Here is a 14,981-nt window from a genome sequence, read left to right on the forward strand (position 1 = left end):
GCTCATACGGTGAAGACCGGCACGGGGTTGCACCAGCGATCCTTGTATTCACGGTCGGCGCGACCGAAGGAAAAGCGCAACGGTTTGTCCTGCGCCCGGGCATGCTCCCAGGCGCTTTGCGTATTGATGAAGCTCAATACGCTACCGGGGCTGAATTCGCGGGTTTCGGGATCAACGCCGCCGTTGATGTACTCGACGCTGATCCATTCCGGCGCTTCGACGCGGTACACCAGTTGAATCGCAATCGGCGCATCGTTGAGGAAGATCACCGAACCGATCAGCAACTCGCGCAGCAGTTCGAGGACTTCGGCCATGCGCGCAGCGCCGGTGGCCGGGAACCCCCAACGACGCTGGAACAGATCACAGTAGATCGCCGCCAATTCAGCGCTGGAAAATTCGCCGACCGGACGCACCACACCGCCCGCCTCTTCCAGCAGACGCAATTCGCGGCGCTGGTTGTAGCGAAACTTCTTCGACAGCTCTTCCGGGGTACGGGCCATGGCCAGTTGTTCTGTCTGCAACTTCAGGCCGCTGAAGCGGGTTTCGTTGAGTGCCGACAAGTAGCGTGCACGATGGCGCAGAGGAGCCTGAACATCAGCGGCGGCCGGCAAAATCAGCTCGGCATTGCCGAGATCGAACAGGCCTTTTTTGCCGTTGCGCTTGAGCACATCCTTGGACAGCGCCACATCGCGGCCCCAGGTCGGGATCGCGGCCTTGACTTCGCCCTGTTGCTCCCAGGCCAGGTATCGCACCGGGATGCCGGCAAGATCCGCCAGACGTTCGACCACCAGAGGGTGAGTCGCGACGCTTCCGCCAAATTGCTGCCAGGCTTTTGCGTAGGTAGAGGCGTCAACGGGCGACCAGCCACGTTCGCGCCAGCCTTGGAATCGGTTGAGCATCAGCCCCTCGGTGCCAGATCGGTAACTTGCGGCAGACGCCAGAAGGTGTCGCGCACCGCACGGTCGGAGAAACGCTCACGCAAGCGATCGAGCATCATCTCGGCGCATTGACGGCGCTGTTGATCATCCATACCCGCCAAATGTTGCAGGCCTTGTGCAAGGTGTTCAGCATCGCCGAGCGGGAACAGAATGCCCACGCCTTCGACCACTTCCTTCGCCCCGCCACACGCTGTGGCGAGCAAGGGTACGCCAGCGGCCATTGCCTCCAGCAGCACCATGCCGAACGGTTCGTGATCGGAACTCAGGGCAAATACATCAAAGGCGCGGAAATAATTGCGCGCGTCCGGCACCTGACCGAGGAACAGCACCCGATCACCGATACCCAGCTCCCGAGCCAGCTCCTTGAGATCCTGCTCCAGACGCCCCTTGCCGAGAATCACCAGTTGGCTGTTGCCCGGAAGCCCCGGCAACGCCGCAGCAAAACCGTGCAGCAACGTAGCCTGATCCTTGTCCGGGTGCAGTCGGCCAACGTTGCCGACAATCCACGCATCAGCCGAGAGACCGAGGGTTTCCCGAGCTTCGCGAGCGGAAACCTGACTGGCTTGCAGCGCAGGCACGTCGATGCGGTTGTAAAGGGTTTGAATACGCGTCGCCGGCCATTTCGGCAGGCATTGGCGCATGTCGTCGCGCACCGCATCGGACACACCGAGCAGGCTCAGACGCTTGCGGAAAATATGCGCGAACAGTTTGCGCGTGCCGCGCTTGTAATCGTCAAACGCGTGGTGCACGCCAATCACCGGCAACGAAGTGCCGAGCAAGGCGATGTAGATCGGCTTGAAGCGATGGGCGATGCAGAAACTGAAGTTACGCGACGCGGCGATCTTGCGCAGATCGCCGATGGCACCCAGCTTCAGGCCACGAATGGCCTTGGAGCTGTATTCCATGAACAACACTTCATCGGAAGCACACGCTGCGGCCACCTCGCTATCGGCAGCCCCGGTCAGAAAGACCGTGGTCACCCGATAACCGGTGCCCGCGAACAGGCTGGCGTACTGCCGTGCGCAGTCCAGGAACGGCCCGTCATAGCCGTGGCAGAACTGCAGCACATGGCGTTCAGCCGAGCGAGTCATAAGCGTTTGCGCCCTCTTTGACCACCAGGATGTCTTCCATGATCAGGTACTGCAGATCGGAGCCGAAGAACATATTCAATGCATCGGTCGGCGAGCAGATCATCGGCTCGCCACGACGGTTGAGCGAGGTGTTGAGCGACACGCCGTTGCCGGTGAGCACTTCCAGCGCTTTCATCATGTCGTAGTAGCGCGGGTTATATTCACGCTTGAGCACTTGGGCTCGGGACGTGCCGTCTTCGTGGACGACTTCCGGCACGCGGGTTTTCCATTCTTCCGCCACTTCGAAAGTGAAGGTCATGAACGGCGCCGGGTGATCGATCTTGATCATCTGTGGCGCCACGGTGTCGAGCATCGACGGGCAGAAAGGCCTCCAGCGCTCGCGGAACTTGATCTGGTGGTTGATGCGGTCGGCCACGCCCGGCACGCTTGGGCAACCGATGATCGAACGCCCGCCCAGTGCACGCGGACCGAACTCCATGCGGCCCTGGAACCAGGCCACCGGGTTGCCATCGACCATGATTTTGGCGATCTGCTCCGGCATGTTGTCGAGCTTGCGCCAGGTCGGCTTGTTCTCGTGACGGGCGCATGCGGCAATCACGTCTTCGTTGCTGTACGACGGGCCGAGGTAGACGTGTTCCATCTTCTCGACCGGCACGCCGCGGGCGTGGGACACATAGGCTGCCGCGCCGACTGCGGTACCGGCATCACCGGACGCCGGCTGTACGAATAGCTCTTTGACGTCGTCGCGGGCGATGATTTTCTGGTTCAGCTTGACGTTCAACGCACAGCCACCGGCATAGGCCAGTTTGCCGGTTTCCTTGAGCACGTCGCCCAGGTAGTGGTCGATCATCTGCAGCGCAATCTTTTCGAACAGCGCTTGAATGCTGGCGGCGTAGTGGATGTAAGGCTCGTCGGCGATGTCGCCTTCGCGCTTTGGACCCAGCCACTCGATCAGCTTCGGCGAGAAGTAGTAACCCTTGCCCTTTTCTTTGTAGCGACGCAGGCCGATGACGTTGGCGTAGTCGGTGTTGATCACCAGTTCGCCGTTTTCGAACGAAGCCAGGCGCGAGAAATCATATTTGCTGGCGTCGCCGTACGGCGCCATGCCCATGACCTTGAACTCACCGTCGAGCATATCGAAACCGAGGAACTCGGTGATCGCGCCATACAGGCCGCCGAGGGAGTCCGGATCGAAGAATTCCTTGATCTTGTGGATCTTGCCGTTTTCGCCGTAACCGAAGAAGGTCGTGGCGTACTCGCCCTTGCCGTCGATGCCCAGGATCGCGGTTTTCTCTTTGAAACCGGAACAGTGATAAGCGCTGGAGGCGTGGGCAAGGTGGTGCTCGACCGGCTCGATCTTGATCTTCTTCGGATCAAAACCCAGTTGCTCCAGGCACCAGACGATCTTGTTGCGATAGCGCTTGTAGCGACGGTTGCCCATCAGGATCGCGTCGAGTGCACGGTCCGGGGCGTACCAGTAACGCTTGGCGTACTGCCAGCGGGCCTTGCCGAACAGACTGATCGGTGCGAATGGGATCGCGACCACGTCAACGTCGGACGGCTTGATACCGGCCTGTTCCAGGCAGAATTTCGCCGATTCGTAGGGCATGCGGTTCTTTGCATGTTTATCGCGTACGAAGCGCTCCTCTTCAGCCGCCGCGACCAGCTTGCCGTCGATATACAGGGCTGCGGAAGGATCATGGCTAAGGGCGCCGGACAGGCCAAGAATCGTCAATGCCACAGGGGTCTAGCCTCTTTAGTCTGCATGCAGGCGCAAGCGCCTCAAAAATTAATGTGCCCTCGCAATGAGCGAGAGACAGCTAAAGGGCGGGATTATAGCGTAAAAGCGGCGGCAAACCTCTAGCTGCAAGCGGCATGCAACCACGGCCGGGACCTCACGGCATTTTTTATCCGCGCGCAGGCCGCCAATAGATGGCGATACTGCCGTCCACGCTTTGCCGGTAAATCGTGTACGGCAAGACAACGGTATCCAGCGCGCCAGACACGGCCAGGTCCACCAATACGAGCGGCACAAGGATACCCGTAGGGTCTGGCGGTGCATTCAAGACACAGAAGTCGTAGGCGAGGCCGCTGTAGACCCGTGGAATGGATTGGCAATAGGTCTTTTGCCGACGCAGCCCCTGCGCGGCTTGGGCTTCATCCTGCAGGACGGTGGCGGCGGTCCCGCACCCCGTTAGCGACACTGATAAAACACCCGCTGAAACTGCCATTTTGATCGTCACTGCCAGCCCTCCGAGAACGTCAGGCAAACTAGCATCCGGGCGATTTGGGCCACAGTTCATGACGTCCCAAGATCGCGTAGGACGGTTCACAAGAACTTGTCTGCTTTCTCGGTTGGCAGTACCGGCCTCATCGCGAGCAAGCTCGCTCCCACAGTGGTTCTCGGCCGCACACAAAATATGTGCCCGACAAAGATTCAGTGTGGGAGCGAGCTTGCTCGCGATAAGCGGTTTAAGCAGCGCTGGAGATATCTTTGGGAAGACGCTGATCGATGACCTGATAAAGGGCACTGCCTTCAGGCCAATTGCGCATGAACCGCGCGCGATCCCTTGCATACGCCGGGGAAAAACTGCCGAGGGAGCCGTGCTGGCACATCGAATCGAGGTCGATCAACGCCCAGCGATCCTGCTGCCAGAACAGGTTATGCCCCTTGAAGTCGCCATGGCTGATCCGTAGACGAATCAACTCGGCGAACAGATGATCCAGTGCCGCCAGCTCGGCTTCCGGCGCATCACCACGCTCCACATACGGCGCAAAACGCTCGATGATGTCCGGCCCCGGCAGGTACTCGGTGATCAGGTAAGCCCGGCTACGCAGCCACAGGAAACGCTTTTCCAGCAACGCCAGCGGCTTGGGCGTGGCAATCCCGAGGAACGCCAGGCGGTTGCCTTCGCGCCATGAATGCCAGGCCCGGCTCGGACGCCAGAAGCGCTTGAGCCAGTGGGCAAAACCCTTGATGTTGTAGCGTTTGATCACCAGCGTGCGGCCATCCACCTCGACCTTGCCGACGCTCGCCGCACCGCCGGTCTTGTACAGGTGCCCCTGATCGAGCAAGGCATCGGCCTGCTCCAGCACAGGCACCATCGACGGCACTTCCTCGCGGCGAATCGCCCGTAACCCGAAGGCTCCTCGCTGGACGCTGAACAGCGTGCACTCGCGGCCGACCTTGATCAGGAAGTCCTTGAGGCGCCAACTGCGGACCTTGTCGATCTGCTTCTGCAACGCCTCCATGGGTAAGGCGTGTTCGCCGTTGCTAAGCAGGTAATACACCAGCAACTCTTCAATGAAGGGTTCAATCGACTTCGGCAACTGGGCGAAGAACACCCCGAGGTTTTCCAGGACCTTCTGCCGGGACAGCGGCTGGCCAGGTGTCTCGCAGCAGATACCTGCGCCATCGATCAGGTACAGGCGACCACCCTGGCGCAGCAAATTGTCCAGGTGCAGGTCTTCCTGCCACAGGCCCTTGCGATGCATCTGGCCGATCGCGCCCAACGCCTCGGCCAGCACCGCCCCTTGCCCATCGGACAGTACGGGCTGCTGCTCCACCTGCTTCCAGGTGTCGCCCAGGCTTTCGGCATGCTCAAGGAAATCAAACAGCAGCCAGCCACCCTCGCCGTCCTTCAGGCCATCGGCCAACAGCTGCGGCGTGGTCAGCCCCTGGGCAGAGAGCAGGCGCACGCCATCCAGTTCACGCTGAAAATGCCGTGCAGCCTTGCTGCCGACCAGCAATTTGGCCAACACCGGCCGGCCACGCCAGACGCCGGCACCGACATAACGCTGCCCCGGCAACACTCGCAACAGGCTCAGCAGTTGCAACTCGGCAGGGCCGGCGGCGTCGGCCAGCGAAACGCTCAGCGGCAAAACGGGATTGCGGCCTGCGGTCTTCAGTTCGGATAAACGCATCAGCGCAGCCTCTTTTGGCTGCGCCGCGCAGTCAATCGCTGCAGCCAGCTATCGATCAGCGAGCTGTCCTGCGGCTGATCCAGATAGGCAGCCAGCAATTGCCGCAGTTGCGACTCGCCCCACTCGGGCGCACGGCGCGTCAGCGGCTCCAGATCCTTGATTCGGTCACGCTGCCCGTACAGCAGCGGCCGGGTCTTTTCCAGGTCGATCAATTGAGCCTGATAGCCGTTGCCGGTGGCGCGCATGAAAATGTGCTTGGGATAGAAGCACCCATGCACCTGGCGTGCGGCGTGCAGCTGCCGGGCCAGTTCGCCACTGGCCTTGAGGATTTCCGAGTGCTGCTCAGGGCTCAATTGAGTCCAGCGCTGCAACAGCGAGTCGAGGTCGTCCCAACCGTCCAGGGCACGGGTCAGCAGGATCGCGCGGACCTCGCCATTGACCTTGCGCTCCCCGTAGAACACCGCTTCGAGCGCCGGAATGCCCATCTTCCGGTAACGGGAGATGTTGCGAAACTCGCGAGCGAAACTCGGCTCGCCGAACGGTGCGCGCAAGGTGCGGGTCAGGTAGTTGCTTTGACGCTTGAGGTAGAAACCATGACCTTCCAGGTCCAGCCGAAACACGCTGCTCCAGCCGCCGCCACCGGTGTTGGGTTCGTCCACCGCATCGAGCTGTTTGGTCCAGAGTGCCTCGAACGTGCCGAGACCATGGCGCTCAAGCAGCGCACGGTCTTCAGTGGCCAGAAAGTCAGTCATTCGCGTCCCTCGAAAAATCTCACCACATGCCGGATGCGTTTTTTGTCCGCAGCGTTGAGCCGGGTCCGGTTGCGGTATTGCAGGTAAAAGCGCAGGCGCTGAGTAGCCGACAATTGATATTTGGCGACCTTGTCCAGGCACGCCAGATCCTTGGTAATACGGTACTTGAGCCAGAAACCGCGCCAGAAATCGCCGTTGGGGCAATCGATCAAAAACACTCGAGCCTGATCGTCGATCAGCAGGTTGCGCCACTTCAAATCATTATGGGTGAAGCGGTGGTCGTGCATGGTCCGGGTGTATTGGGCCAGCTGACGACTGACGGTATCGACCCAGGCGCGGTCCGCCAGCTTCGGGTCGTGGCGCTCGGCCAGTGCCGACAAGTCCTCGGTACCCGGCAGCTCCCGGGTAATCATCGCGCCGCGAGCGTAGGCCGCACCGCGCCGCTCCAGCCCCCAGGCCACCACTTCGGCAGTGGGGATACCCCACTTGGCAAAGCGCTTGAGGTTCTGCCATTCCATCTTCACCCGAGGCTTGCCCAGGTAACGCCGCAAGCCTTTGCCAGCGCCCACATACCGTTTGACGTAATAGTTGACACCATTGCGCTCGACACGGATGACCTCCGAGAGCGCGTCACGGGTCAAACGCTCGCCTTGCAGCGCAAACACAGCCTCGAGGCTGCCGAAGTCATCGGCCAGCTCGCTGTAGGCAGGTTCCAGCTTCCAACCCGACATCAGAGCGCATCCCCGTATCGCTGTTTACGCTCGTAGAGCTTGTTGGCCTTGCCGTCGAGCCATGCCAGCAAAGCTGCCTCTTCACACAGGATCTGTCGTATCGGTTGCTGGAAATAGCCTTTGAGGAAACGCAGCTTGTCGCGGCGGGTCAGGCCGATGTCCAGCGCGGAAAAGTACAGGGCAGCCAGGTCCTTGTTGCGCCAGCGCAAGGTGATCGCCGGACGGGTCTGGGCACGGTGCAAGTCGATCACCGAAAGCTTGAAGTCGTCGGCGGTCACCGGTTTGTCGGTGTGCAGCAGGAAATGGCAGATGTAGCAGTCGCGGTGGTTGACCCCGGCGCGGTGCATCATGCCGGTCATGCGCGCGACTTCGGCGATCAGTGCGCGCTTGAGTTTTGGCTCCGGTGGCTGCCGGGTCCAGTTGATGCTGAAATCTTCCAGGCTGACCGTCGGCGCCAGCTCTTCGGTGACGATGAACGAATGTTGATCGGCCGGGTTACGGCCCTTCTCGCCATACGCGACGGCGGTCATGGTCGGCACGCCGACTTCCTGCAGGCGCTGAATCGCCTTCCACTCCTGACCGGCACCCAGTACAGGAAGCTTGGCCGTCAGCAGGTTCTTGAATATTTCGCCCCAGCCGATGCCACGGTGGATTTTCACGAAAAACCCGTTGCCGTCGACTTCCGTGCGTAATGTCCGGCGTGCTTCCAGCTCGCGGTACACCTCGCCCTTGAGCCCCTCGACTTCGGCGAACGGGTCGCGTCCGGCCCAGAGGCTCTTGAACGGTTCAGCCAGCATCAACTTCATTTAAGCGTGCTCCGCCAGAATCACATCCGCCGCGTGCTGCGGCATGCTGTAGAGGTCGGCCGTTTCGGCGAAGGCCAGACCATTGCGGCTCCAGGCCGCCCTTGCTTGAGCGTCGTTCAACATGCCGGTCAGGTACTGCGTCAGCTGTGCCTGATCGAACGGTTCGTCCAGCACCAGGCCAGCATCGGCCTCGGCGATGTAATGGGCGTAACCGCACACCGCGCTCACCAGCACCGGCAAGCCGGCCACCAGGGCTTCGAGCAGCACGGTGCCGGTATTCTCGTTGTACGCCGGGTGGATCAACAGATCGGCACCCAACAGGAAACGCGGAATGTCACTGCGCCCTTTGAGGAACGTGACGTTGTCACCCAGCCCCAAGGTCGCGCTCTGCATCTGGAATAACTTGGGGTCATCCTGGCCAATTACAAACAGCCGGGTGCGCCTCCTCAAATCGGCAGGTAATGCCGCCAGTGCCTTGAGGCTGCGATCGACGCCCTTGGTCTTGAACCCGGAGCCGATCTGCACCAGCAGCAGTTCATCGTCCTTGAGATTGAATTCAGCGCGGAACCCGGCACGAATTTCATCGGCATTGGCCGGCCGACGCCGATCCTGGGCGATACCCGGTGGCAGCAGGTGAAAGCGCTCCAGCGGCGTATCGTAATGTTTGATGAACAGCGGTTGCTGGACCTCGGAAATCATCAGCACTTCGGTCTTCGCCTCTTTGGCGAACACCGCCCGCTCGTATTCGGCGAAGTGGCGATAGCGGCCCCAACGGCGATACAGCGAGTTACGCAGGTTCTGCGCCTTGTCTTCGAAACAGCCGTCGGCGGCGTAGTAGACGTCCAGGCCCGGCATCTTGTTGAAGCCGATCAGGCGGTCGACCGGGCGCTTGGCCAGGTCCGCTTCCATCCATTCGCTGAGCTTTTCGTTGCGCCGATGGTTGAAGAACGCCTTGACCGGCGCCACCAGCACTTCGAAACCCGGCGGTACGTCACCTTCCCAAATCAGCGTGTAGACGCGAATCTGATGGCCGCGCTTCTGGCACTCCAGGGCGATTCGCATGAAATCGCGCTGTAAGCCGCCAAATGGAAAATACTTGTACAAGACAAATGCCAATTGCATCAGCGCAGCTCCTCAGCCATTAACAACGTGCTCAGTCGGCTCGCGACACGCTCGGGATTCAGACGCGTGAAGCACAACGGCCACTCGCGTTTCAGGTCAAACTGACGGGCATCTTCAGCCGTCGGTTGATAAGTGCATTTCTTTTGCAGGCACGGCGCACAAGGGAAGTCGCTGGCCAGGTGAATCTGCACCTTGCCATAGGCGCCGGTCAGGCCCGGATTGGTCGGGCCGAACAGCGACAGCGTCGGCACATCCAGCGCGGCGGCCAGATGGCCCAGGCCGGTGTCCACCGCCACGCAGGCCTGTGCGCCCGCCAGTACCTTGCCGACACCGGCCAGGTTCAGTTTGGGCAACACTTCGGCATGTTTGAAACCGGCTGCGATGCGCTCGGCCCGGGCTTTCTCCAGCGCATTGCCCCACGGCAGCTTCACCCCTACGCCCAGGTAGCCGACCCGCTCGGTCAGCTCACGCCAATAGGCTTCAGGCCAGTGCTTGGTGTCCCAGGTGGTGCCGTGCAGAAACACCACGTACGGATTCTTACGCGGCAATTCCACCAGGCGCTCGATATTCAGGCCGTAGTCACCCAGGCCTTTGGGCAAGTCATAGCCCAACGCGATGGCGAACAACTGACGCACTCGCTCCACCGCGTGCTGCCCGCGGGCAACGGCCAGGCGTCGATCGTAAAAGCTCGCTGCGATGGGCTCGCGTGCAGAGTTTTTATCGAGGCCGGCCACCGGCGCCTTGACGTAACGGGTCAGCCAGGCGCTTTTCAGCAAGCCCTGAGCGTCGATCACCAAGTCATATTTCGTGGCGCGAACGCTTTGCTTGAAGCGCTTCCACTCACCGCTCTTGATGGTCTGCCAGATGTTTTTGCGCCAGCGACGTATCGCCACCGGAATCACCTTGCCCACCGCTGGATGCCAGGTCGGGATCTCGGCAAAGCCTTCTTCCACCACCCAGTCGAATTTGATGCCGGGGATCGCCCGCGCCGCGTCGGTCAACGCCGGCAACGCATGAATGACGTCGCCCAGCGAAGAAGTCTTGATCAACAGAACCCGCAAGCTATTTGACCTCGACCGGAGTGCCTTGCAACCGCTGCAGGGCTTCGTTCACCGCTTGCGGCATGAGTTGGCGCAAGCAGTTGTAATGGCCGAAACGGCAGGTGCGGTCGAAGCATGGACTGCACTCGATGCCCAGGCGAACGACTTCGACGTGCTCGGCCAACGGTGGCGTGAAACCTGGCGACGTCGAGCCGTAGACTGCCACCAATGGGCGATTCAGCGCGGCGGCAACGTGCATCAGGCCGGAGTCGTTGGACACCACCGCATCGGAGCAGGACATCAGGTCGATGGCTTCGGCCAGCGAGGTGCCGCCGCTGAGGTTGACCGATTCTTCACGCAGGCCGGGAATCAGCCGCGCGCGGATGTCTTCGCCCACGGCGTGGTCGTTTTTCGAACCGAACAGCCAGACTTGCCAGCCTTCGCGGATCTTCGCTTCGGCAACCTTGGCGTAATGCTCGGACGGCCAACGCTTGGACTCACCAAACTCGGCGCCGGGGCACAGGGCCAACACTGGGCGGTCGAGGGTCAGGCCGAACTTGGCAAGCGCCGCTTCGCGGGTAACCGGGTCGATCTGCAGGCTCGGACGTGGATACGGCTTTGGCAACTCAAAGCCCGGCTCGTAAGCCAGGGCCATGAAGCGCTCGATCATCAGCGGATAACGATCCTTGTCCAGCGTGCGCACGTCATTGAGCAGGCCATAGCGAAACTCGCCACGCCAGCCGGTGCGCTTCGGGATGCCGGCAAAGAACGGCACCAGCGCCGACTTCAGGGAATTGGGCAACAGGATCGCCTGGTCGTACTGGCCAGCCAGGGATTTGCCGATGCGCCGACGCGTTGCCAGCTCCAGGACACCGTGACCGAGCGGAAAGCTCAAGGCCTGGCGAACTTCGGGCATGCGTTCAAGAATCGGCCGGCTCCACTCGGGGGCCAGCACGTCGATTTCGCATTGCGGGTGGCGTTGTTTCAGACACTGGAAAAGTGTCTGCGCCATCACCATGTCACCGACCCAACTGGGCCCAACGATCAGAATTTTCATGTGGTTTCCATAAACGAACCGGGGAGGCCTACGCCTCCCCGCCTCGAAAATTCTACAGAACAACGCAAATCTACTGTAGGAGCGAGCTTGCTCGCGATGAACCCGAGAACTCCGCGGGGTGTCAGGCTCGCCGCGTTATCGTTAACGACCATCGCGAGCAAGCTCGCTCCTACAGGGAATATTGGCGTATCAAATATCCCGTTTCAGCTTAGCCCCAGCTCACGCCAGATCCGCATGACCTGCCGCCGTTCGTCCGCAAACTGATCGCCCGGGATCACCCCGGGGTCCTTCTGCAAGGCCTGCCGGTGGGCAGCGGAACGGTACGCTTTATACGCTTCACGCAACAGGCTGGCATCTTCGACGGGCATCAGCCCTTCATGCTCCAGCTCTTCCAGAATGCGGATGTTGTCCGTCCAGCGTAGCAATGGCGGGTGTGTTTCGGACCACGCCAGGGCCGCGTATTGCACCATAAATTCAATATCGACGATACCTCCGGCGTCCTGCTTGATATCGAACGGCGCCGTGGCTTCGAAGGCATTTGCCCCGGTGCCGGCCGCGGTGCTCTTGCTGCCGAGGTTATCGCGCATCTTGGCACGCATCTCGCTGACTTCCTGGCGCAGGGTCGGCAGATCACGTGTTTTACCCAATATCGCGGCACGGACTTTCTCGAAGGCCTGGCCGACATCCTGACTGCCCACCAACACCCGCGCGCGCACCAATGCCTGATGCTCCCAGGTCCAGGCCTCGTTTTCCTGATAGCGGGCAAACGCGCCCAGGGAACTCACCAGCAAGCCCGACGCCCCGGACGGTCGCAGACGCATGTCCACTTCATACAACTGCCCGGAGTTGGTCTGCGCCGTCAGCAAGTGAATGATCCGTTGCCCCAATCGGGTGAAAAATTGCGCGCCATCGATGGGTTTGATGCCATCGGTTTCAGCCTGCGGATCGCCGTCGTGGATGAATACCAGGTCCAGGTCCGAACCATGCCCGAGTTCCAGGCCGCCGACTTTCCCATAACCGACAATGATGAAGCCGGGATCGCACAAGGTGCCATCGGTGCGCAGCGGCGTGCCGTACTTGGCCACGGTTTGCCGCCAGGCCAGTGCCAGCACCTGCTCCAGGATCGCCTCGGCGAGCCAGGTCAGGTAATCGCTGACTTTCATCAGCGGCAGGCTGCCGGCGATTTCCGAGGCGGCCACTCGCAGGCGGTGCGCCAGCTTGAAATGGCGCAGAGCTTCCATTTGCTGTTCGAGGTCGTCCTCGGGAATCCGTGTCAGGCGCTCGCGCAACTCTGCCGCCAGTTCTGGCGCCAGTGGCGGCTTGAACAGCCGGCCTTCGTTGAGCAATTCGTCGAGCAGCAGCGGGAAGCGGGTGATTTGCTCGGCGATCCACGGGCTCGCCGCACACAGCGTCAGCAAACGCCGCAACGCACTGGGGTTCTCGGTCAACAGCACCAGGTACGCGGAACGACGGGCCACGGCTTCGACCAGCGGCAGCACCCGTTCCAGTACCAGGTCCGGGTTGTCATGTTCCACGGCCTGCGCGAGCAGCCGCGGAATAAAAGCATCGAGACGCTCGCGCCCCAGACGCTGCATCGCCCTCAATTGCGGGCTGCTGCGCAAGCCGGCCAGGGCTTTCAAGGCTTTTGGGGCATCCTTGAAACCACCCTCTTCCAGTTGGCGGCAAGCGGCCTCATCGTCCTGAGCCTCCTCCCACAGCGGCAACCACTCACCGCCGACCACCACTTCGCTTTCGGCGCCCTGTTCTTCATCGGGATCGGCGATCACCTGCCCGAAGTGCCAAGCCACACGGCCGCGCCAATACATCAGTTGTTCGTGGAACGCCGTCCAGTTCGCGAAGCCCAGCATAAAGGCAATGCGCGCCTGATCCTGCTCGCCATCGGGCAACATTTGCGTCTGGCGATCGGCAATCGCCTGAATCGCGTGTTCGGTGTAACGCAGGAATTCGTAACCTTCACGCAGCTCGCTGATCACGTTCGGCGGCAGGTACCCCTGACCTTCCAGCGTGCTCAATACCTTTAATAGTGGGCGCTGCTGCAAGCTCAGATCGCGGCCGCCGTGGATCAACTGGAACGCCTGGGCAATAAACTCGACTTCGCGAATACCGCCGGAACCGAGCTTGATGTTGTCGGCCATGCCCTTGCGCCGCACTTCCTGCTGGATCAGCTGCTTCATGGTGCGCAGCGCTTCGATGGCGGAAAAGTCGAGGTAACGCCGGTAAACGAATGGCCGCAGCATCTCTTGCAGTTGCGCGCCGGCTACTTGATCCCCGGCCACCACCCGCGACTTGATCATCGCGTAGCGTTCCCAGTCGCGCCCCTGGTCCTGGTAATACTGCTCCAGCGCGTTGAAGCTCAGCACCAGCGCGCCCGCCGAACCGTAGGGACGCAAACGCATGTCGACGCGAAATACAAAGCCGTCGACGGTCATCGGGTCCAGGGCCTTGATCAGCCGCTGGCCCAGACGGATGAAGAACTCCTGGTTATCCAGCGGGCGTTTGACGCCAACTGTTTCGCCACCCTCGGGATAGGCAAAAATCAGGTCGATGTCCGATGACAGGTTCAGCTCCACGGCACCGAGCTTGCCCATGCCGAGAATGACCATCTGCTGCGGTTCGCCGCTGCGCCGCCCGGTCGGCACGCCGAACTGCTGGCAATGCCGCACGTACAACCATTGATAGGCCTGATCGATGCTGGCATCGGCCATGTCCGAAAGGTCGCGGCAGGTCTGGATCAAATCGGCCTGGCGGGTCAGGTCGCGCCAGATGATCCGCACCTGATGGCGTGCACGCTGGCGGCGCAAGGCGCGGCCAAGCTGATCATCGGTCTCGGCCACGTTCGCGGCGGCCGCGATCTGCCCGCACAACTCACCGGGAGCGAAGCCGCGGTCCAGTTCGCCGGACTGCACCAGCCCCAGCAACATCAAAGGGTCACGAACACACTGTTCAATCACGAAATCGCTGGCGGCGGTGACGCGGGCAAATTGCGCCCAGCGTTCCGGCGTCCAGGCGGACAGCCCGTGGTCATCGTCCAGAGCGGCGACGGCAGCGCGGAACGACTGCTCGGCACGGGTGACAAACGGCAGGAGAATGGCGGGCAGTTCGGCAAGCGAGGGGAGGCTCATGGTCTATCCTTGATCGGCGTGCAACGGGCTGCATGTAGTGGTTTTCGAAAACCCACTACCTGAGGGAGTGTCGAACAAAAGTTAGAAATAGCTGAAATTTCTTTTATTTTGGCAGTCAGCATCAAGCTTTTACCTTTTGTAGTTGGGAAAAGACCAACCTTAACGATTATTCTCACAACGCAGCCGGGGGCCACAAGCCGCTCTTCTGTAGTTTTACTACTCGTATATACATTAGACGGGCTGAAATGCCGGATGATTTGTAGTAAAACTACACGCCGCCGGAACAACCTGTCGGCAATCCAAGAATTCATAACGTCTGCCCACAAGGCCAGTCGCTAACTCAGGCAACCGATTCTGGTAGCCTTTCCGCCCTGGAG

Annotated in this window: 12 protein-coding genes; all 12 read right to left on the reverse strand. The window is 61.0% G+C overall.

The window, feature by feature from the left end; genetic code table 11:
* Window positions 1-2 precede the first annotated feature (2 nt).
* Window positions 3-899, reverse strand: a complete 897-nt coding sequence (locus AC1Q6Y_RS10655) for an antimicrobial resistance protein Mig-14 (RefSeq protein WP_492624530.1) — start codon at window positions 897-899, stop codon at window positions 3-5.
* Entirely contained in the window at window positions 899-2,029 is a 1,131-nt protein-coding gene (locus AC1Q6Y_RS10660) for a glycosyltransferase (protein ID WP_057712282.1), read from the reverse strand. The genes AC1Q6Y_RS10655 and AC1Q6Y_RS10660 overlap by 1 nt, the downstream gene beginning before the upstream one ends.
* Window positions 2,013-3,770, reverse strand: a complete 1,758-nt coding sequence (locus tag AC1Q6Y_RS10665; protein WP_150811915.1) for a carbamoyltransferase family protein — start codon at window positions 3,768-3,770, stop codon at window positions 2,013-2,015. The genes AC1Q6Y_RS10660 and AC1Q6Y_RS10665 overlap by 17 nt, the downstream gene beginning before the upstream one ends.
* A 166-nt stretch (window positions 3,771-3,936) precedes the next feature.
* Window positions 3,937-4,272 carry a YceK/YidQ family lipoprotein gene (locus tag AC1Q6Y_RS10670; protein ID WP_102669310.1) on the reverse strand — a complete coding sequence of 112 codons (336 nt, stop codon included), beginning with the start codon at window positions 4,270-4,272 and terminating at the stop codon, window positions 3,937-3,939.
* Window positions 4,273-4,501: 229 nt separating this feature from the next.
* Complete coding sequence (locus AC1Q6Y_RS10675) at window positions 4,502-5,953, reverse strand: lipopolysaccharide kinase InaA family protein (RefSeq protein WP_492587260.1); 1,452 nt, start codon at window positions 5,951-5,953, stop codon at window positions 4,502-4,504.
* A complete protein-coding gene (locus tag AC1Q6Y_RS10680; RefSeq protein WP_492624531.1) occupies window positions 5,953-6,705 on the reverse strand; it encodes a lipopolysaccharide kinase InaA family protein in 753 nt (250 codons plus the stop codon). Before AC1Q6Y_RS10680 ends, AC1Q6Y_RS10675 begins: the two co-directional genes overlap by 1 nt.
* Window positions 6,702-7,436, reverse strand: coding sequence for a lipopolysaccharide kinase InaA family protein (locus AC1Q6Y_RS10685; protein ID WP_090452768.1), 735 nt, complete (start codon window positions 7,434-7,436; stop codon window positions 6,702-6,704). The genes AC1Q6Y_RS10680 and AC1Q6Y_RS10685 overlap by 4 nt, the downstream gene beginning before the upstream one ends.
* The gene (gene rfaP, locus AC1Q6Y_RS10690; RefSeq protein ID WP_057712288.1) at window positions 7,436-8,242 is read right to left on the reverse strand and encodes a lipopolysaccharide core heptose(I) kinase RfaP; all 807 of its coding nucleotides are present in this window, start codon (window positions 8,240-8,242) and stop codon (window positions 7,436-7,438) included. Before rfaP ends, AC1Q6Y_RS10685 begins: the two co-directional genes overlap by 1 nt.
* On the reverse strand, window positions 8,243-9,364 hold the full coding sequence (locus AC1Q6Y_RS10695) for a glycosyltransferase family 4 protein (RefSeq protein ID WP_492624532.1): 1,122 nt from the start codon (window positions 9,362-9,364) through the stop codon (window positions 8,243-8,245).
* A complete protein-coding gene (gene waaC, locus AC1Q6Y_RS10700) occupies window positions 9,364-10,425 on the reverse strand; it encodes a lipopolysaccharide heptosyltransferase I (RefSeq protein ID WP_492624533.1) in 1,062 nt (353 codons plus the stop codon). Before waaC ends, AC1Q6Y_RS10695 begins: the two co-directional genes overlap by 1 nt.
* 1 nt (window position 10,426) lies before the next feature.
* Window positions 10,427-11,461, reverse strand: a complete 1,035-nt coding sequence (waaF, locus tag AC1Q6Y_RS10705; RefSeq protein WP_057712291.1) for a lipopolysaccharide heptosyltransferase II — start codon at window positions 11,459-11,461, stop codon at window positions 10,427-10,429.
* Window positions 11,462-11,664: 203 nt separating this feature from the next.
* Entirely contained in the window at window positions 11,665-14,604 is a 2,940-nt protein-coding gene (gene glnE / locus AC1Q6Y_RS10710) for a bifunctional [glutamate--ammonia ligase]-adenylyl-L-tyrosine phosphorylase/[glutamate--ammonia-ligase] adenylyltransferase (protein WP_492624534.1), read from the reverse strand.
* Window positions 14,605-14,981: the final 377 nt, after the last annotated feature.

It is taken from the genome of Pseudomonas sp. GW823-FHT06E10 (assembly GCF_058794995.1).

Excerpts from the sequence above, each read along its gene's own strand:
- AC1Q6Y_RS10655 (WP_492624530.1), bottom strand. The coding sequence starts at position 899 with ATGCTCAACCGATTCCAAGGCTGGCGCGAACGTGGCTGGTCGCCCGTT.
- AC1Q6Y_RS10660 (WP_057712282.1), bottom strand. The coding sequence starts at position 2,029 with ATGACTCGCTCGGCTGAACGCCATGTGCTGCAGTTCTGCCACGGCTAT.
- AC1Q6Y_RS10675 (WP_492587260.1), bottom strand. The coding sequence starts at position 5,953 with ATGCGTTTATCCGAACTGAAGACCGCAGGCCGCAATCCCGTTTTGCCG.
- AC1Q6Y_RS10680 (WP_492624531.1), bottom strand. The coding sequence starts at position 6,705 with ATGACTGACTTTCTGGCCACTGAAGACCGTGCGCTGCTTGAGCGCCAT.
- AC1Q6Y_RS10685 (WP_090452768.1), bottom strand. The coding sequence starts at position 7,436 with ATGTCGGGTTGGAAGCTGGAACCTGCCTACAGCGAGCTGGCCGATGAC.
- rfaP (WP_057712288.1), bottom strand. The coding sequence starts at position 8,242 with ATGAAGTTGATGCTGGCTGAACCGTTCAAGAGCCTCTGGGCCGGACGC.
- AC1Q6Y_RS10695 (WP_492624532.1), bottom strand. The coding sequence starts at position 9,364 with ATGCAATTGGCATTTGTCTTGTACAAGTATTTTCCATTTGGCGGCTTA.
- waaF (WP_057712291.1), bottom strand. The coding sequence starts at position 11,461 with ATGAAAATTCTGATCGTTGGGCCCAGTTGGGTCGGTGACATGGTGATG.
- glnE (WP_492624534.1), bottom strand. The coding sequence starts at position 14,604 with ATGAGCCTCCCCTCGCTTGCCGAACTGCCCGCCATTCTCCTGCCGTTT.